This window comes from Nonomuraea sp. NPDC049309, from assembly GCF_043196965.1.
Lineage (GTDB): Bacteria > Actinomycetota > Actinomycetes > Streptosporangiales > Streptosporangiaceae > Nonomuraea > Nonomuraea fastidiosa.
Genome location: NZ_JBICSH010000002.1, coordinates 350,595 through 367,952, shown reverse-complemented (window position 1 = coordinate 367,952; position 17,358 = coordinate 350,595). Strand labels below are relative to the sequence as shown.

General features: G+C 68.8%; 19 protein-coding genes. 16 read left to right on the top strand and 3 right to left on the bottom strand.

Annotated features, from left to right (window positions below; all coding sequences use genetic code 11):
- Positions 1–2 precede the first annotated feature (2 nt).
- A complete protein-coding gene (locus tag ACGFIM_RS15560; protein WP_393200473.1) occupies positions 3–296 on the bottom strand; it encodes a PLDc N-terminal domain-containing protein in 294 nt (97 codons plus the stop codon).
- A gap of 220 nt (positions 297–516) precedes the next feature.
- Here ACGFIM_RS15560 and ACGFIM_RS15555 point away from each other — a divergent pair, with 220 nt between their 5' ends.
- Both ACGFIM_RS15555 and ACGFIM_RS15550 read left to right on the top strand, forming a co-directional pair.
- A complete protein-coding gene (locus ACGFIM_RS15555) occupies positions 517–1,467 on the top strand; it encodes a hypothetical protein (RefSeq protein WP_393200471.1) in 951 nt (316 codons plus the stop codon).
- A gap of 10 nt (positions 1,468–1,477) precedes the next feature.
- Positions 1,478–1,720, top strand: coding sequence for a hypothetical protein (locus ACGFIM_RS15550; RefSeq protein WP_393200469.1), 243 nt, complete (start codon positions 1,478–1,480; stop codon positions 1,718–1,720).
- Positions 1,721–1,933: 213 nt separating this feature from the next.
- On the opposite strand, the gene ACGFIM_RS15545 is transcribed toward ACGFIM_RS15550, so the two are convergent.
- Positions 1,934–2,155: a BldC family transcriptional regulator gene (locus tag ACGFIM_RS15545; RefSeq protein ID WP_026214226.1), complete on the bottom strand. Its 222-nt coding sequence runs from the start codon at positions 2,153–2,155 to the stop codon at positions 1,934–1,936.
- 257 nt (positions 2,156–2,412) lie between these two features.
- On the opposite strand from ACGFIM_RS15545, the gene ACGFIM_RS15540 reads away from it, so the two are divergent.
- Positions 2,413–2,631: a DUF4229 domain-containing protein gene (locus ACGFIM_RS15540; RefSeq protein ID WP_364062311.1), complete on the top strand. Its 219-nt coding sequence runs from the start codon at positions 2,413–2,415 to the stop codon at positions 2,629–2,631.
- On the opposite strand, the gene ACGFIM_RS15535 is transcribed toward ACGFIM_RS15540, so the two are convergent.
- Complete coding sequence (locus ACGFIM_RS15535) at positions 2,628–3,737, bottom strand: hypothetical protein (RefSeq protein WP_393200467.1); 1,110 nt, start codon at positions 3,735–3,737, stop codon at positions 2,628–2,630. The two genes, ACGFIM_RS15540 and ACGFIM_RS15535, sit on opposite strands and share 4 nt — an antisense overlap.
- Before the next feature lie 206 nt (positions 3,738–3,943).
- Here ACGFIM_RS15535 and ACGFIM_RS15530 point away from each other — a divergent pair, with 206 nt between their 5' ends.
- From ACGFIM_RS15530 to nuoK, 13 genes are all read left to right on the top strand, one after another.
- Complete coding sequence (locus ACGFIM_RS15530) at positions 3,944–4,660, top strand: demethylmenaquinone methyltransferase (RefSeq protein WP_393200465.1); 717 nt, start codon at positions 3,944–3,946, stop codon at positions 4,658–4,660.
- 1,186 nt (positions 4,661–5,846) lie between these two features.
- Entirely contained in the window at positions 5,847–7,079 is a 1,233-nt protein-coding gene (locus tag ACGFIM_RS15525) for a geranylgeranyl reductase family protein (protein WP_393200463.1), read from the top strand.
- Positions 7,080–7,143: 64 nt separating this feature from the next.
- On the top strand, positions 7,144–7,539 hold the full coding sequence (locus tag ACGFIM_RS15520) for an NADH-quinone oxidoreductase subunit A (RefSeq protein WP_393200461.1): 396 nt from the start codon (positions 7,144–7,146) through the stop codon (positions 7,537–7,539).
- 2 nt (positions 7,540–7,541) lie between these two features.
- Entirely contained in the window at positions 7,542–8,093 is a 552-nt protein-coding gene (locus ACGFIM_RS15515; RefSeq protein WP_364062326.1) for an NADH-quinone oxidoreductase subunit B family protein, read from the top strand.
- Positions 8,090–8,785, top strand: coding sequence for an NADH-quinone oxidoreductase subunit C (locus tag ACGFIM_RS15510; RefSeq protein ID WP_378785972.1), 696 nt, complete (start codon positions 8,090–8,092; stop codon positions 8,783–8,785). Before ACGFIM_RS15515 ends, ACGFIM_RS15510 begins: the two co-directional genes overlap by 4 nt.
- On the top strand, positions 8,782–10,107 hold the full coding sequence (locus ACGFIM_RS15505; RefSeq protein WP_364062329.1) for an NADH-quinone oxidoreductase subunit D: 1,326 nt from the start codon (positions 8,782–8,784) through the stop codon (positions 10,105–10,107). The genes ACGFIM_RS15510 and ACGFIM_RS15505 overlap by 4 nt, the downstream gene beginning before the upstream one ends.
- A complete protein-coding gene (gene nuoE / locus ACGFIM_RS15500) occupies positions 10,104–10,760 on the top strand; it encodes an NADH-quinone oxidoreductase subunit NuoE (protein ID WP_393200458.1) in 657 nt (218 codons plus the stop codon). Before ACGFIM_RS15505 ends, nuoE begins: the two co-directional genes overlap by 4 nt.
- Positions 10,757–12,046, top strand: coding sequence for an NADH-quinone oxidoreductase subunit NuoF (gene nuoF / locus ACGFIM_RS15495; protein WP_393200456.1), 1,290 nt, complete (start codon positions 10,757–10,759; stop codon positions 12,044–12,046). The genes nuoE and nuoF overlap by 4 nt, the downstream gene beginning before the upstream one ends.
- On the top strand, positions 12,043–14,430 hold the full coding sequence (locus ACGFIM_RS15490; RefSeq protein ID WP_393200454.1) for an NADH-quinone oxidoreductase subunit G: 2,388 nt from the start codon (positions 12,043–12,045) through the stop codon (positions 14,428–14,430). The genes nuoF and ACGFIM_RS15490 overlap by 4 nt, the downstream gene beginning before the upstream one ends.
- Positions 14,427–15,731 carry an NADH-quinone oxidoreductase subunit NuoH gene (gene nuoH, locus ACGFIM_RS15485; RefSeq protein ID WP_393200452.1) on the top strand — a complete coding sequence of 435 codons (1,305 nt, stop codon included), beginning with the start codon at positions 14,427–14,429 and terminating at the stop codon, positions 15,729–15,731. The genes ACGFIM_RS15490 and nuoH overlap by 4 nt, the downstream gene beginning before the upstream one ends.
- Positions 15,718–16,233, top strand: a complete 516-nt coding sequence (gene nuoI / locus ACGFIM_RS15480) for an NADH-quinone oxidoreductase subunit NuoI (RefSeq protein ID WP_080043639.1) — start codon at positions 15,718–15,720, stop codon at positions 16,231–16,233. The genes nuoH and nuoI overlap by 14 nt, the downstream gene beginning before the upstream one ends.
- Positions 16,226–17,029, top strand: a complete 804-nt coding sequence (locus tag ACGFIM_RS15475; protein ID WP_393200450.1) for an NADH-quinone oxidoreductase subunit J — start codon at positions 16,226–16,228, stop codon at positions 17,027–17,029. The genes nuoI and ACGFIM_RS15475 overlap by 8 nt, the downstream gene beginning before the upstream one ends.
- Positions 17,026–17,322: an NADH-quinone oxidoreductase subunit NuoK gene (gene nuoK / locus ACGFIM_RS15470; RefSeq protein WP_364062347.1), complete on the top strand. Its 297-nt coding sequence runs from the start codon at positions 17,026–17,028 to the stop codon at positions 17,320–17,322. Before ACGFIM_RS15475 ends, nuoK begins: the two co-directional genes overlap by 4 nt.
- Positions 17,323–17,358 lie beyond the last annotated feature (36 nt).

Genomic DNA, 17,358 nt, shown 5'->3' with positions numbered 1-17,358 from the left:
GGTCAGGAGACGTCGTCGCCGCGCATCCGCCGTTCGAGCTCGCGCAGGAACTCGGGGTCGTCGTCCGGGCCCTTCGGCGCGCCCGGACCGGGGGTGACGGGCCGCGCGGCGCGGGGCGCGCGCGGACGGCCGCGCGCCATCCACACCAGCCCGCCCAGCAGCGGGACGAGCACCACGACGAGGACCCACAGGGGTTTTGGTACGTTCCTAACCTCGTCTTCCGGTGTCGTGACGACGTCGAAAAGCGAGAAGAGCCAGAAGGCCAGCAGAGCCAGGCCGATAACAACACCTGCCATGACCCGAACTGTAAGCCATGTTGAGACGTGATCGTGCTGCCCGTTGTCCCCTTTCGGGTGACTAGCGGAAGATCTGCGTCGTACCGTGGAAGCCGATGCGGCGGTGTCCATGGGGCTCCGAGGGGCGTTGATGAGAGGTGCGATGGCGTTTTCTCACGACAAGAGCTCCAATGACCGGGGACGGCACCGGCGCGGGCGATGGTGGCGGCGCGGATCGTATTTGTTCTCCAGACGCAAGGAGGCGCCGCCCGACGCCGACAGATCGATCTGGCGCGACGTCCGCGAGCGGGCACAGGACCGGCTCGAACGGCGTAAAGGGCTGAAGAAGGCCGAGCGCGGCCATCCGCCCGGCGGCGAGCGGAGGGTGGACCGGCCGTCCTGGCCGGGCGCGGACGATCCGGCGGCGCAGAGCCCGTCAGGGGCCGTCTGGGACGCCTTCGCGGTACGCGAGCGCGCGGACCGGCTGCCCGCCGCCGTCGTGGTCGAGCGGCCCCGCTACACCTGGGACGACTTCGAGCTGCCCGAACGGCCGCTCAGGGCCAGGCCCAACCGGCCCGACCAGCCGTCGCTCGGCGACGGCCTGCGCCACTGCGGCGCGCTCGAGAAGATCCTGCACCGCCAGTGGGACGCCAGGTACGGCCCGCCGCCCGTGGAGGTGGTGCGCGCCGTCGAGAGCCTGGCCAGGCTCCCCGACCGGCTCAAAGAGCTGCTCGCCGAGGGCCTCGAGGGCATCTACCTCGGGCCCGGAGGAGTGCCCGACCTCGACGACATGGGCTACTTACGCGGCGCCCCGCTCCCGTCGGGGCGCGCGACCTGGGACATCTGCGCGGGCGCCTACGGCGACAGGAAGATCGTCGTCGGTGACCGGCCCTCGCCCACTCCCGACGTGATGATGCACGAGGTGGGCCACGCGATCGACGACGTGGACTCCCCGCACGGCGAATGGGTGTCGGATTCGCCGGAGTTCGTGAGACTGTACGAGGCGGCGCTGCCGCTGATGACCTCCGCTTTCCACCGACAGGGAGGCGGGCTCGGCCGCAAGGAGTTCTTCGCCGACGCCTTCGCCGCCATCGCCTCTCGCCAGCGTCCGGCCCTCGTGGACATGCTCGGCGGTGACACGCGGATGGCGCTCGACATCATGCTGTTCTTCAACCGGCGCTATGGAATCTAGGTGATCGGCCATGTACGTCATACGGCTCGCGGACGGGACGTTGCGCGTTCCGCAGAGCCTGACCAGCCAGGACGGGCGTTTGATCGGCAACGCGTACGTGGAGGTCCAGCCCGGTGACCCCGAGTACGAGCAGTGGCTGGCCGAGTCGCTGACGGAAGAGGAGGCGGAGCTGCGCCGCCGGCGCTGGGCGGAGGAGAACGACGAGCTCGAGCGGGAGTTCCTCGCCTACAAGGCACGGCAGGAGGACGGCTGAGCACCCGTGATCGCGAACGTGGCTTCAGGCGCCCGCGAGGAGTTCGGACAGGCGCCAGCCACGGTCGGCGGTTGGCGCCGCCCCAGTGCCTTCCCGCACGATGAAGTGCCGGCGGGAGTGCACGCGAACAGTGGGTTCCGCCAGCGGTGATCCTGGCGGGACGGACCACCTGTGTAGCGGTCCATCATGCAGGATCACCGACTTGACGGAACGTCAGACGCGCGGGGACTCACCTGCTGGCCTGTCGGCCGTAAGAACGTCCTCGCCTCGGAGAAGGGCGTGGACTTCCGACTCGCGGAAGCGCCGGTGCCCTCCGGGGGTGCGGATACTGCTGATGCGGCCTGCCGCTGCCCAGCGTGTAACCGTCTTTGGGTCTACCCGGAAGAGGGCGGCAACCTCTCCTGGGGTCAGCAGACGCTCGCTGCTACTCTCCACCAATCTCTCCCCCTCGCATCCCGCTTCCTGCCAGCGGGCGGACAGGTAACCAGTGTGTCGAGCGAAGCCTGATTTATCCGTGGTTTTCTACAAAGATCACGGGTTGTTATCAGCTGACTGCCCGATTGTTATATGATAGAGCCTCTTTGGGGCTCTCGTGGGTGTTTCTTTACGAAACTCCCTAACTGGGAACAGTAGCAGTGCTCGCGTCCCATGCGAAGAGCGAGTGCTGCACAGGTCCGAGTAACCTCGAACCCGTGCGTCCCGTTCTCGTTTACACCGCGTCGCGGATCGGCCTGTTTCTCGTGACCTTGGGTGTGCTCTTCCTGCTCGGACTGTCAAACCCGCTGGCGCTGATCGTCGCCTCTTTCGTGATCAGCGGCATAGCGAGCTACGTGTTGCTGTCCAAGCAGCGAGACGCCATGAGCGAACGTCTCAGCGCAAGGCTCGAGCGGCCGAAGTCGCAGGACGACTAGGGCAGGGGGAACATGCCAATCCGGGCATGGTACTCCCGTCCGAGTCTGGTTGTGTCGCTACCCACAAGTAGTCCGGTGCTGTGGGCGTAAAACGCCTTCACACCGATGCCGCGCTCGCGCGTCGGATTCCAACTGAGGGCCTTTCCGGTACGCGGATGAATGGCTCCGATGCCCGGCCGCGACACCGCGCCTGGACCGGCCGAGTCGCGTCCCCGCGGATTGTCCAGCCAGCGCTGATGTCCGCCGACATAGACCGCCGCGCCGGTCACCGCCACGGAGTACAGCGAATCTCCGCCCGTGGCGTTGACCCAGGTGGGCTTGACGTTCGAGCCCTTGGCATAGGTCTCGAACCGCGCTGCTGTGTCACATATCCCGCCCTTTGGGCCTCCCGTGGTGACGACCACGAAATAGCGTCCGTCGGGGGAGAAGTCGAGACCCCTGACGTACGAGGGAAACTCGGGGGCGCAGCGGCGCGCGTACGTGGAGGTGCGCCACGCGGCCACCTTCGCCGTCCGCCCGCCGATATCGATGAGCCCCACCTGGGGCCGCGAAAGGCCGTCGAGCGTGGTGAACGTGCCGTCGACCAGCAGCCGCTTTCCGCTGACCGCCAGCGCGTGCACCTTCACCCGCGCCGTCAGCGGTTTACCCGGCGTGACCGTGAAACCCGGGTCGGCCGCGCCGGTCGTGGCGTCGAGCCTGGCCAGCGCGGTGCGCGGGCTGACGAAGTCGCCGCCCACGTAGAGCTTGGAGCCGTGCCTGGCGAGCGTGCTCACCATGCCGCCGCCGATGCGCGGCTCGAAGCCGGGCACCAGTGCGCCGTCGGAGAGCCGCAGCCTGGCCAGGCCGCGGGCCCGCTGGTAGTCGATGCCGTGGAATTCGCCGCCGACGTAGACGGTGCCGCCGTCGCCGGCCGCGAGACCGTACACCGGGCCGGCCACGCTGGGCGCGAAGTCCGGCAGGACACGCCCGGTGTGCAGGTCGTAGGCGAAGAGGTTGTTCCGCAGGTACGTCGTGCGCCGGTTCGCATCGCTCACTTCGCTGAACGAGCCGCCGACGACGACCGTGCGGCCCACGACCGTGATCGCGTTGACGATGCCGTCGAGCACGTGAGGCGTGGTGTCGACCGGGTCGGCCGAGACCACGCGCGGATGCGCGACGGGCGAGGCCGCCGCCGCGCCCGCGTGCGCGACGGCGGACGAGCTGAGGATCGCCGCAAGGGCGACACGGGCAAACATTCGCCAATATGTAGCAGACGTACGGTAATCGAGTTGCTACTTTCCGTCGATTATTCCGATGGCCATAAGGTGTGGGCATGACGCGCGCTCAGTTGGACAAGAGGCCGGACGAGGTCGCCGCGATGTTCGATCGCACCGCCCGGCGCTACGACCTGGTGAATGACGTGATCTCCCTCGGGCAGGTCAGGGCATGGCGCAAGGCGGTGGCCCGCGCCGTCGACGCCGGGCCCGGCGAGCTCGTGCTCGACCTGGGCGCGGGCACGGGCACCTCGACCGACGCGTTCACCACGCTCGGCGCGCGGGCGATCGCCTCCGACTTCTCGCTCGGCATGCTGCGCACCGGCGTGCGGCGGCACGGCGGCAACGCGCTGTCGGGGCCCGGGGTGCCGTTCATCGCGGGAGACGCGCTGCGGCTGCCGTTCGCCGACAACGTTTTCGACGCGGTGACGATCTCGGTGGCGCTGCGCAACGTGCACGACACCGGGCAGGCGCTGCGCGAGATGCTGCGGGTGGCCAAGCCCGGCGGCCGGCTGGTGATCCTTGAGTTCTCCCACGTCACCGTGCCCGGCTTCGACCTGATCTACCGCGAATACCTCATGCGGCTGCTGCCCAAGGTGGCCAAGGTGTTCGGCTCCAACGACGACTCCTACGAGTACCTGGCCGAGTCGATCCGCGACTGGCCCGACCAGCGCACGCTCGCCCGGACCATCCAGGAGGCCGGCTGGGAGCGCGTGGCCTGGCGCAACCTCACCATGGGCATCGTCGCCATCCACCGCGGTTTCAAGCCCGCTTGAAAAGCAGGCCCGCACGGGAGCGGGCCCGTAACGGTGGCGGGCCCGCAATGGGGGCGGTGCCGCAGCGGCATTGGCGGCGAGCCTGTGACGGCATTGGCGGTGTGGCTGCGGCGGCTCAGGCGGCGAGGCCCGCGAGGGTTTGGCGGCGAGGCTGTGACGGGTTTGGCAACGAGGCCGCTACGGCATTGGCGGCGGTGCCGTCGCGGCATTGGTGGCGGTGCCGTGACGGCGGCCATTTTCGTCATCGGCTCGTATCTGACGAAAACTTCAATTCCGCCCGGCCCGTTTTGCCGCCCGGGGGCCGCGTCACCGGATGTTCACCGGGCGCGGTCCCCGGTCATTTTCCGGGCCGATTATGGTCATCGTTCACCCGCGCGTATCGCCGCCGTTGCGGCGGGCCACGGAATGCGCACGCCGGGATTTCGGACGCGCCCAAGGCGCCGCGCCCTCCCCAGAGCCGTCGCGCGCGGGCATAACGCGAGCCGCACGAGCGCTGACGCGCCGTACAGAAGAGCGCTACCGCGCACGGCGGGCGCCGAGCAGGCGCTGTCGCGGGCGCATGAGGCGCTGCCGCGCGATGGCGGCGCTTGCAGGAGGGAACCGTCGCGCATGGCTGCCGGCGTGGGGCGCGCGACGGCTGTGCGCTGGGCGCGTGGGGGCGTTGCTGCGGCGCGGCGAAGGGCGCCGTCGCGCAGGGCGTGCGGTATCCGGTGCCGTCGCGCAGGGCGTGCGGTGCCCTCCGGTGAGGCGTTCGCGCAGGGCGTGTGGCGTGCGGTAAGGGTGCTCGCCGAGGGCGGGCGGGAGCGCTGGTGCGGGCCGTGTGAGACGGCGCCGTCCGCGGCGGCGTGTGGGGACGTATCAGGAGTGCATCGGCTCACGGGGCGCCCATGAGCGGCTGTGAGCTCGACTGCTAGCGTGACGATCATGACTGCGCTGCCCCAGGCGACACGCCGTCCCCTTGGATCACGGAACGGTACCCCGACTGCCACTATGTGTACGAAAAGCAGTAGACTGCGGGCCGGTAAGTTTGTGAAGGGGTTCACAAAGGAACGAAGGCGCTTCACCCCACGGCCTTCGAGCGTGTGTAGGGACAGGACAGTCCAGTGACCGTGCCAACAGCCACCCATCGAGCGCAGGAGCTCGTCGCGCGTGCGCGCAGCCGACGAGTGGCGAAGCGGGCGCGATCATGAGCGACGCCGATGTCATCGTCGTAGGCGCGGGCCCCGCCGGCTCCGCCACCGCCTTCTACCTCGCGCAGGCCGGCCTCGACGTTCTGCTCCTGGAGAAGACCAGGTTCCCCCGCGAGAAGGTCTGCGGCGACGGCCTGACCCCGCGCGCCGTCAAGCAGCTCCAGAACATGGGCATCGACATCGACGCCCCCGGCTGGATCAGGAACAAGGGCCTGCGCGTGGTCGGCGGCGGCCTGCGTTTCGAGCTCGACTGGCCCAAGCTGGAGCGCTTCCCCGACTTCGGCCTCGTGCGCACCCGGCAGGACTTCGACCAGATCCTCGCCGCCAACGCGGTCAAGCACGGCGTACGCCTGATGGAGGGCGTCACCGTCACCGGCCCCGTGCTCGACGACCGCAGCGGCCACATCGTCGGCGTCACCACGAAGGACGGCCGCGAGTTCCGCAGCCCCGTGGTCGTTGCCGCCGACGGCAACAGCACCCGCCTGGCCATCGGCATGGGCCTGCACAAGCGCGAAGACCGCCCCATGGGCGTGGCCGTGCGCACCTACTTCGAAAGCCCCCGCCACGACGACGACTACCTCGAGACCTGGCTCGAGCTGTGGGACGGCGACACGCTGCTGCCCGGCTACGGCTGGGTGTTCGGCGTGGGCGACGGCACCTCCAACGTCGGCCTGGGCCTGCTCAACACCAGCGCCCAGTTCAAGCACATCGACTACCGCGACCTGCTGCGCCGCTGGTGCCGCTCGATGCCCGAGGAATGGGGCTTCACCGAGGAGAACATGACGGGCCCGATCCGCGGCGCCGCGCTCCCGATGGCGTTCAACCGCCAGCCCCACTACACCCGCGGTCTGGTGCTCGTGGGAGACTCGGGCGGGTCGATCAACCCGTTCAACGGCGAGGGCATCGCCTACGCCATGGAGACCGGCGAGATCGCCGCGGAGATCATCGCGAAGGCCCTCAGGGCGCCCACCCCCGCACAGCGGGAGCGGACCCTGCGGACCTATCCTCGGGTGCTGAAGGACGCCTATGGTGGCTACTTCACGCTGGGCAGATGGTTCGTCGAGGCCATCGGCAAGCCGGGCGTGATGAGCTTCGGCACCAGGCACGGGCTGCCTCACCCGAGGCTGATGCGCTTCGCGCTCAAACTCCTTGGTAATCTCACCGACCGGCGAGGCGATGCGTCGGACATGATCATCAACGCACTCTCGAAGGTCGCGCCACCAGCATGAATCTCAGAATCACCAGATCCCGCTGCGCGCCCGCGCGCGCGGCGACTCCAGAGGAGGCGTAGCGATGGACCTTTACGTGCCCATCCTGGTGCTCGCCGTCATCGCGGGGGGCTTCGCGATCTTCTCGGTCGCCATCGCTCCCTTCACCGGTCCCAAGCGCTGGAACCGCGCCAAGCTCGACGCCTACGAATGCGGCATCGAGCCGACGCCCCAGCCGGTCGGCGGTGGGCGGTTCCCGCTCAAGTACATGGTCACGGCGATGCTCTTCATCGTCTTCGACATCGAGATCATCTTCCTTTACCCGTGGGCCGTGTCGTTCGCGCCGCAGACGAACGACCTCGGCCGCGTGGCCACCTCGGGACTCGGCCTGTTCGCGCTCGTCGAGATGCTGCTGTTCATCGTCACCGTGCTCGTCGCTTACGCGTACGTGTGGCGCCGCAAGGGTCTGGACTGGGACTGAAAATGGGACTTGAAGAGAAACTCCCCAGCGGGTTCATCCTCAGCACGGTCGAAGCGGCCGCCGGATGGGCGCGTAAGAACTCCGTATGGCCGGCGACCTTCGGCCTCGCGTGTTGCGCCATCGAGCTGATGGCCACCGGTGGCCCCCACTACGACCTGGCGCGCTTCGGTATGGAGCGCGCTTCGGCATCTCCCCGCCAGGCCGACCTGATGATCGTCGCCGGCCGGGTGTCGCAGAAGATGGCGCCCGTGCTGCGCCAGATCTACGACCAGATGGCCGAGCCGAAGTGGGTCATCTCCATGGGCGTGTGCGCCTCCAGTGGCGGCATGTTCAACAACTACGCCATCGTGCAGGGCGTCGACCACATCGTGCCGGTCGACATCTACCTGCCCGGCTGCCCGCCGCGGCCGGAGATGCTCATCGACGCCATCGTCAAGCTGCACGACAAGATCCAGAACATGAAGTTCGGCGCGCACCGCGCCAAGCAGATCGACGAGCTCGAGCTGCAGGCGCTGCGCACGCTGCCGCTGATCGACCAGGGAGCCTCGAAGTGACCTCGCCCGACAACCTCCCCGAGGTCCCGGACGCACAGGTCCCCGAGGCGCCGGCGCCCCAGGAGGCGCCGATCGCCCGCCGGGGCATGTTCGGCGCCAAGGACTCGGGTGACACCTCCGGCTACGGCGGCCTCGTCGTACGCCGCCCGCCGCAGATCTCCACGCCCCGCCCGTACGGCGGCTACTTCGACGAGATCGTCGACGCGCTCGCGCTCGACGACGCCATCGAGCGGGTGGTCGTCGACCGCGGCGAGCTGACCCTGCACATCAAGCGGGAGCGGCTGGTCGAGGTGTGCCAGAAGCTGCGCGACGACCCGGCACTGCGCTTCGAGCTCTCGCTCGGCGTGTCCGGCGTGCACTACCCGCACCTGAAGGGCGAGGAGCTGCACGCGGTCTACCACCTGTGCTCGATCACCCACAACCGGCGCGTGCGCCTCGAGGTGAGCTGCCCCGACGACGACCCGCACATTCCATCGACGGTCAGCGTTTACCCTGGTCACGACTGGCATGAGCGGGAGACGTACGACTTCTTCGGGATCATCTTCGACGGCCACCCCGCGCTCACCCGGATCATGATGCCGGACGACTGGGACGGCCACCCGCAGCGCAAGGACTACCCGCTCGGCGGCATCCCGGTCGAGTACCGCGGCGCCACCATCCCGTCGCCCGACCACAGGAGGAGCTACTCATGAGCACCGCTTATGACGAGGCGACCGAGGGCAAGGTCTATTCGGTCAACGGTGCCGACTGGGACCAGGTCGTCTCCGGCGTGCGCGAGTCCGAGGAAGAGCGCCTGGTCGTCAACATGGGCCCGCAGCACCCGTCCACCCACGGCGTGCTCCGGCTGGTGCTGACGCTCGACGGCGAGACGGTGACCGAGGCCCGCAGCGTCATCGGCTACCTGCACACCGGCATCGAGAAGAACATGGAGTTCCGGACGTGGACCCAGGGGACCACGTTCGTCACTCGCATGGACTACCTCTCGCCGATCTTCAACGAGACGGCCTACTGCCTGGGCGTGGAGAAGCTGCTCGGCATCGAGGATCGCATCCCCGAGCGGGCGCAGGCGATCCGCGTGATGATGATGGAGCTCAACCGCATCTCCTCGCACCTGGTCGCGATGGGCACGTTCGGCATGGAGCTGGGCGCGACCACGCCGTTCCTCTTCGGCTACCGCGACCGCGAGATGGTGATGGACCTGTTCGAGTACATCACCGGTCTGCGGATGAACCACGCCTACATCCGGCCGGGCGGCGTCAGCGTCGACCTGCCGGCGGGCGCGGTGGACAAGGTCGGCGAGTTCCTCAAGGAGATGCCCAAGCGGATCAAGGACATCCGCAAGCTCCTCGACGAGAACCCCGTCTACCTGCGCCGCACCCAGGACGTCGCCTACCTCGACCTGACCGGCTGCATGGCGCTCGGCGTCACCGGCCCCATCCTGCGCGCCGCCGGCCTCCCGTGGGACCTGCGCAAGGCGCAGCCCTACTGCGGCTACGAGACCTACGAGTTCGAGGTCGCCACCGAGCGCGGTTGCGACGTCTACTCGCGCTACCTCGTCCGCATGAAGGAGATGGAGGAGTCGCTCAAGATCATTGAGCAGGCTCTGGACCGCATCGCCGGCCCGCTCAAGGGCGACCCGGTGATGATCGAGGACAAGAAGATCGGCTGGCCCGCGCAGCTCGCGCTCGGCCCCGACGGGTTCGGCAACTCGCCCGACCACATCGCCCACATCATGGGCACCTCGATGGAGGCCCTCATCCACCACTTCAAGCTGGTGACCGAGGGCTTCAGGGTGCCGGCCGGGCAGGCGTACGCCAGCATCGAGTCGCCCAAGGGCGAGCTGGGCGCCCACGTGGTCAGCGACGGCGGCACCCGGCCCTACCGCGTGCACTTCCGCGAGCCGTCCTTCTGCAACCTGCAGAGCTTCCCCGCCATGGCGGAGGGCGGCCAAGTCGCGGACGTGATCGCCGCGGTCGCTTCTATCGACCCCGTCATGGGAGGTGTGGACCGGTGACTTATTCACCGGAAGTCCGTGAGCGTCTGGAGCGGGACGCCAAGGAGATCATCGGGCGCTACCCCAAGACCCGCTCCGCCCTGCTGCCGCTGCTCCACCTCGTGCAGTCCGAGGACGGCTACGTCTCCGACGACGGGCAGGAGTTCTGCGCCGAGATGCTCGGCATCAGCAAGGCCGAGGTCACCGGCGTGGCGACCTTCTACACCATGTACAAGCGCAAGCCCGCCGGCGAATACCACGTCGGCGTGTGCATCAACGCGCTGTGCGCGGTCATGGGCGGCGACCAGATCTGGGAGGAGCTGTCGGAGCACGTCGGCGTCGGTCACGACGAGGCGACCCCCGACGGCAAGATCTCGCTGGAGCGCCTTGAGTGCAACGCGGCCTGCGACTTCGCCCCGGTCATGATGGTCAACTGGGAGTTCTTCGACAACCAGACTCCCGAGTCGGCCAAGCAGCTCGTCGACGACCTGCGCGCCGGCAAGGAGGTGCGGCCCACCCGCGGTCCCAAGCGGCTGTGCACCTTCAAGGAGGCCTCGCGCGTGCTCGCCGGGCTGCCCGACGACCAGGCGGGCGAGGGCCCGTCGGCCGGGGGGCCCTCGCTTGAGGGCCTGAAGCTGGCCAAGGCCAAGGGATGGAAGGCCCCCGAAGCATGACGACGACTTTGACACCGGTCCTGACCGCGAACTGGGACCAGCCCAACTCCTTCACCATCGACGTCTACGGCGAGTACAAGGCGGCGAAGAAGGCGCTGGGCATGGACCCCGACGCCGTCATCCAGACCGTCAAGGACTCGGGCCTGCGCGGCCGCGGCGGCGCGGGCTTCCCCACCGGCATGAAGTGGGGCTTCATCCCGCAGGGCGACGGCAAGCCGCACTACCTCGTCGTCAACGCCGACGAGTCGGAGCCGGGCACCTGCAAGGACATCCCGCTGATGATGGCCAACCCGCACGCGCTGGTCGAGGGCATCATCATCACGTCGTACGCCATCCGCGCCAACCACGCCTTCATCTACGTGCGCGGCGAGGTGCTGCACGTCATCCGCCGGCTGCACGCGGCCGTGCGCGAGGCGTACGCCAAGGGCTACCTCGGCAAGAACATCTTCGGCTCCGGCTTCGACCTGGAGCTGGTGGTGCACAGCGGCGCGGGCGCCTACATCTGCGGCGAGGAGACGGCGCTGCTCGACTCGCTCGAGGGTTACAGAGGTCAACCCCGGCTCAAGCCTCCGTTCCCCGCCGTGGCGGGCCTGTACGCCTCGCCGACTGTGGTGAACAACGTCGAGTCGATCGCGAGTGTTCCCTCGATCATCGCGAACGGCGCCGACTGGTTCGCCGGCATGGGCACCGAGAAGTCCAAGGGCTTCGGCATCTTCTCCCTCAGCGGCCACGTCACCCGGCCCGGCCAGTACGAGGCTCCGCTCGGCATCACGCTGCGCGAGCTGCTCGACATGGCCGGCGGCATCCGCAAGGGTCACAAGATCAAGTTCTGGACCCCGGGCGGATCGTCCACCCCGATCTTCACTGAAGAGCACCTCGACGTGCCGCTCGACTTCGAAGGGGTCGGCGCCAAGGGCTCCATGCTCGGCACCCGGGCCCTGCAGATCTTCGACGAGACCACCTGCGTGGTCCGTACGGTGCTGCGCTGGACCGAGTTCTACGCCCACGAGTCCTGCGGCAAGTGCACGCCCTGCCGCGAGGGCACGTACTGGCTCAAGCAGGTGCTCGCGCGCCTGGAGAAGGGCCAGGGCACCGAGGACGACCTGGCCACGATCACCGACATCGCCGACAACATCCTGGGCCGCTCGTTCTGCGCGCTCGGCGATGGCGCGACCAGCCCGATCCACTCCTCGGTGAAGCACTTCCGCGACGAGTACCTCAAGCACTTCGAGATCGGCGGCTGCCCGTTCGACCCGAAGAAGTCCACTCTCTGGGGTGAGCAGTGACAGTCGTAGAGACCGAGACGAACCTGGTGACCCTGACCATCGACGGGTTCCAGGTCAGTGTTCCCAAGGGCACGTTGATCATCAGGGCCGCCGAGCTGCTGGGCATCCAGATCCCCAGGTTCTGTGACCACCCGCTGCTCGACCCGGCCGCCAACTGCCGGCAGTGCCTGGTCGAGATCCCCGACGCGGGCAACGGCCGAGGCTTCCCCAAGCCGCAGCCGTCGTGCGCGATCGAGGTCGCCGAGGGCATGGTGGTGTCCACCCAGCTCACCTCGCCGGTCGCCGAGAAGGCGCAGCGCGCGGCCATGGAGCTGCTGCTGATGAACCACCCGCTCGACTGCCCGGTCTGCGACAAGGGCGGCGAGTGCCCCCTGCAGAACCAGGCCATGTCCAACGGCCAGGGCGAGTCGCGGTTCCAGGAGCAAAAGCGCACCTTCCCCAAGCCGCTGGCGCTGTCCACGCAGGTGCTGCTCGACCGCGAGCGCTGCGTGCAGTGCGCGCGCTGCATCCGCTTCTCCGACCAGATCGCCGGTGACCCGCTCATCGAGTTCTTCGAGCGCGGGGCCAAGGAGCAGGTGCGGGTCGCCGACGGCAAGCCGTTCAACTCCTACTTCTCCGGCAACACCGTGCAGATCTGCCCGGTGGGCGCGCTGACCGGCGCCGCCTACCGGTTCCGCGCCCGCCCGTTCGACCTGGTGTCCACGCCGAGCGCGTGCGAGCACTGCGCCTCCGGGTGCAGCCTGCGCACCGACCACCGGCGCGGCCGGGTGACCCGCCGCCTGGCGGGCAACGACCCGCAGGTGAACGAGGAGTGGAACTGCGACAAGGGCCGCTGGGCGTTCACCTACGCGCAGCAGCCCGACCGCCTCAAGCAGCCGCTGGTCCGCAACGAGGAGGGCGTGCTGGTGCCCACCTCGTGGCCGGAGGCGCTGGAGATCGCCGCGCAGGGTCTGGCCAAGGCCCGCGGCAAGGCCGGCGTGCTGGTCGGCGGCCGCGTCACCGTCGAGGACGCCTACGCGTACGCGAAGTTCGCGCGGATCGCGCTCGGCACCAACGACGTCGACTTCCGCGCCAGGCCGCACTCGGCCGAGGAGGCGCAGTTCCTCGCCCACGCGGTGGCCGGCAAGGGCATCGAGATCAGCTACGCCGACCTGGAGAACGCGCCCCACGTGCTGCTCGTCGGGTTCGAGCCCGAGGAGGAGTCGCCGATCGTCTTCCTGCGCCTGCGCAAGGCGTGGCGGAAGAAGGGCCTGAAGATCTCCTCGATCGCGCCGTTCGCCTCCCCGGGCCTGGCGAAGATGGGCGGCACGCTCATCCGCACCGCTCCCGGCGCCGAGGCCGACGCGATCGGTGACCTGGTCGGCACCCTCGCCGAGGGCACGATCGTGCTGGCCGGCGAGCGCCTGGCCACCGTGCCGGGCGCGCTGTCCGCGCTCGTCCGCCTCGCCGCCGCATCCGGCGCGAGGATCGCCTGGATCCCGCGCAGGGCCGGTGAGCGCGGCGCCGTCGAGGCCGGCGCGCTGCCCAACCTGCTGCCGATCGGCCGCCCGGTGGACGACGAGACCGCGAGGGCCGAGGTCGCCAGGGCGTGGAACGTCGGCTCGCTGCCCGCCACCCCGGGCCGCGACACCTCCGGCATCCTCGCCGCCGCCCGCGACGGCGAGATCGACGCGCTGGTCGTCGCCGGCGTCGACCCCTACGACCTGCCCGACCCCGCGGCGGCGCTCGACGCGCTCGAGCACACGCCGTTCATCGTCAGCCTGGAGATCCGCGCCAGCGCCGTCACCGACCGCGCGGACGTGGTCCTGCCCGTCGCCTCCGTCCAGGAGAAGGGCGGCACGTTCGTCAACTGGGAGGGCAGGGGCCGCTCGTTCGACGCGCCGCTGAAGGTGCCCGGCCTGCAGTCCGACATGGCCGTCATCGGCAACCTGGCCGACCGGATGGACGTGCACCTGGGCCTGCCCGACGCCAAGGCCGTCCGGCGCGAGCTCGCCGCGCTCGGCTCCTGGCGCGGCAGCCGGGTCAGCCCGCCCAACGCGCTGTCTCGCACGCCGGAGGTGCCGGAGGCGGGCCAGGCCCTACTGGCCACCTGGCACCTGCTGCTCGACGAGGGCAGGCTGCAGGACGGCGAGCCGTACCTCGCGGGCACCGCCCGCCCCGCCGAAGCACTGATCTCGGGGGCCACGGCGGCCGAGCTCGGCGTCGCGGACGGCGACAAGCTCGTCGTCGGCGACCCCGGCAGCGGCACCGTGACCCTGCCGGTGCGCATCGCCGACCTGCCCGACCGCGTGGTCTGGGTGCCGGCGAACTCCGGCGGCTGCTCGGTCACGCGTGACCTGCGCGCGGTGGCCGGCGACATCGTCACCATCGGGAGCGCCTCATGACCCACGTTCTCGCGGCCGATCCCACCCTTGCCGACTTCGGCAAGGACCCGCTGTGGATCACGATCATCAAGGCCGTGATGCTGTTCGTCTTCCTGATGCTGAGCATCCTGTTCGGCGTCTGGTTCGAGCGCAAGCTGATCGCGCGGATGCAGCACCGCTACGGCCCCAACCGGGCCGGTAAGTTCGGTCTGCTGCAGTCCGTGGCCGACGGTCTGAAGATGGGCCTGAAGGAGGACATCTTCCCGCGGACCGTGGACAAGGTGCTCTACCTGCTGGCGCCGGTCATCATGGTGGTGCCGGCGTTCCTGGCCTTCTCGATCGTGCCGTTCGGGCCGGTGGTCAACCTGTTCGGCGTGCAGACGCCGCTGCAGCTGGTGGACCTGCCGATGGCGGTGCTGTTCATGCTGGCCATGGGCGCGGTCTCGGTCTACGGCGTGGTGCTGGCCGGATGGTCCTCGCGCTCGCCGTACGCGCTGCTCGGCGGTCTGCGGTCGGCGGCCCAGGTGGTCTCCTACGAGATCGCGATGGGCCTGTCGTTCGTGGCGATCTTCCTGTTCGCCGGGACGCTGTCGACCTCCGAGATCGTCAAGGCGCAGGAGCAGACCTGGTTCGCGGTGCTGCTGATCCCGTCGTTCCTGGTCTACGTGGTCTGCATGTTCGGCGAGGCCGCGCGTATCCCGTTCGACCTTCCCGAGGGTGAGGGCGAGCTGGTCGGCGGTTTCCAGACCGAGTACTCCTCCTCGCTGAAGTTCGCCCTGATCATGATGGGCGAGTACCTGCACACCTTCACCGCCTCCGGCATCGCCGTGACGCTGTTCCTCGGCGGCTGGCGGGCTCCGGCGCCCATCACCACGATCTGGGCGGGCGCCAATGAGGGCTGGTGGCCGGTGCTGTGGTTCTTCATCAAGTTCGTGCTGACGTTCTGCTTCATCGTCTGGGTGCGCGCGTCGCTGCCGCGCGTGCGCTACGACCAGCTGATGTCGCTGGGCTGGAAGGTGCTGATCCCGGTCAACCTGGGCTGGATCCTGCTGGTCGCGGCGGTGCGCAACGTCGTCGTCTACGAGGAGAGCCGCACGATCGGCATCGGGCTGGGCGTGGTCATCCTGATCGGCGCGCTGGCCGTCTGGATGCGTTTCGACACCGTCAACCAGCGGCGCAAGGAGGAGAAGAAGGCGCAGGTGGAAGCCGAGTTCCAGCAACTGTCCGAGGAACCGACGGCCGGTGGCTTCCCTGTGCCGCCGCTCGACCTGCCGCACTACCACGGGGTGCAGCACAAGGAGATTCCCAGTGGGACTAACTGACTGGCTGAACCCCGTCAAAGGCTTCGGGGTCACCTTCCACACGATGTTCAAGAAGCCCGTCACGACGAACTACCCGGAGGAGAAGAAGCCGACGGCTCCTCGCTTCCACGGGCGTCACCAGCTCAACCGCTGGCCTGACGGGCTGGAGAAATGCGTCGGGTGCGAGCTGTGCGCCTGGGCGTGTCCCGCCGACGCCATCTACGTCGAAGGCGCGGACAACACCGAGGAAGAGCGCTACTCGCCGGGCGAGCGCTACGGACGCACGTACCAGATCAACTATCTGCGGTGCATCCTGTGCGGCCTGTGCATCGAGGCCTGCCCCACCCGCGCGCTCACCATGACCAACGAGTACGAGCTCGCCGACACCAACCGCGAGAGCCTCATCTACACCAAGGAGATGTTGCTCGCGCCCCTCACGCAGGGCATGGAACAGCCGCCGCACCCCATGCGGCTCGGTGAGACCGAAGAGGACTACTACCGGCTGGGGCGGACCAATGGGTGAGACCATCACTTTCTGGGTGCTGGCCGTCGTCTCCGTCGGCGCCGCGCTCGGCATGGTCTTCAACCGCAAGGCCGTGTACTCCGCGCTGATGCTCGGCACCGTCATGCTCAGCCTGGCCGTCCTGTACGCCGTGCAGGACGCGCCGTTCCTGGCCGCGGTGCAGATCATCGTCTACACCGGCGCGATCATGATGCTGTTCCTGTTCGTGCTCATGCTCGTGGGCGTGGACTCGTCCGACTCGCTGGTGGAGACGATCAAGGGTCAGCGCTTCTGGGCGATCATCGCCGGCGCGGGCTTCGCGGCGCTGATCGTCCTGGCCGTGGGCAACGCGATCTTCGCTCCTGAGGCGGGGCTCGCGGCGGCCACGAGCCAGGGCGGCAACATCCGCTCGATCGCGCTGCAGCTCTTCACCAAGTACGTGTTCCCGTTCGAGGTCACCTCGGCGCTGCTCATCACGGCGGCGCTGGGCGCGATGGTGCTGGCGCACCGCGAGCGGGTCACGCAGAAGGCGACGCAGAAGGAGCTGTCCCGCGCCCGCTTCCGCGGCGACCACCCGTCGCCGCTGCCCGGCCCCGGCACCTACGCGCGGAGCAACGCCATCGACATGCCGGCGCTGCTGCCCGACGGGTCGGTGGCCGAGGCCTCGGTCAACCGCCACATCGCTCGCTACGACGTGGAGCACGGTCACCTCCCGGACAACCCGAAGCTGGCTGAGGCGATCAAGCACGCGGCCGAGGAGAGCGAGGCGCCGACCGAGGCCGAGCAGGACGCCGAGACCAATGAGGTGACCAAGTGACGACGCACTACCTCGTCCTGTCCGGCCTGCTGTTCGCGATCGGCGCCCTGGGCGTGCTGATCCGGCGGAACGCCATCGTGGTGTTCATGTGCGTCGAGCTCATGCTCAACGCCTGCAACCTCGCGTTCGTGACGTTCGCCCGGCAGGTGGGCAACCTGGAAGGCCAGATCATCGCGTTCTTCGTGATGGTGGTGGCCGCGGCCGAGGTCGTGGTCGGCCTGGCCATCATCGTGACGATCTTCCGAACCCGCAGGTCCGCGTCCGTCGACGACGCCAACCTGCTGAAGTACTAAGAGGTGACTGGTGGAATCTCAAATCGCTGAGATCGC

Excerpts from the sequence above, each read along its gene's own strand:
- ACGFIM_RS15560 (WP_393200473.1), bottom strand. The coding sequence starts at position 296 with ATGGCAGGTGTTGTTATCGGCCTGGCTCTGCTGGCCTTCTGGCTCTTC.
- ACGFIM_RS15550 (WP_393200469.1), top strand. The coding sequence starts at position 1,478 with ATGTACGTCATACGGCTCGCGGACGGGACGTTGCGCGTTCCGCAGAGC.
- ACGFIM_RS15530 (WP_393200465.1), top strand. The coding sequence starts at position 3,944 with ATGACGCGCGCTCAGTTGGACAAGAGGCCGGACGAGGTCGCCGCGATG.
- ACGFIM_RS15525 (WP_393200463.1), top strand. The coding sequence starts at position 5,847 with ATGAGCGACGCCGATGTCATCGTCGTAGGCGCGGGCCCCGCCGGCTCC.
- ACGFIM_RS15520 (WP_393200461.1), top strand. The coding sequence starts at position 7,144 with ATGGACCTTTACGTGCCCATCCTGGTGCTCGCCGTCATCGCGGGGGGC.
- ACGFIM_RS15515 (WP_364062326.1), top strand. The coding sequence starts at position 7,542 with ATGGGACTTGAAGAGAAACTCCCCAGCGGGTTCATCCTCAGCACGGTC.
- ACGFIM_RS15505 (WP_364062329.1), top strand. The coding sequence starts at position 8,782 with ATGAGCACCGCTTATGACGAGGCGACCGAGGGCAAGGTCTATTCGGTC.
- nuoF (WP_393200456.1), top strand. The coding sequence starts at position 10,757 with ATGACGACGACTTTGACACCGGTCCTGACCGCGAACTGGGACCAGCCC.
- nuoH (WP_393200452.1), top strand. The coding sequence starts at position 14,427 with ATGACCCACGTTCTCGCGGCCGATCCCACCCTTGCCGACTTCGGCAAG.
- ACGFIM_RS15475 (WP_393200450.1), top strand. The coding sequence starts at position 16,226 with ATGGGTGAGACCATCACTTTCTGGGTGCTGGCCGTCGTCTCCGTCGGC.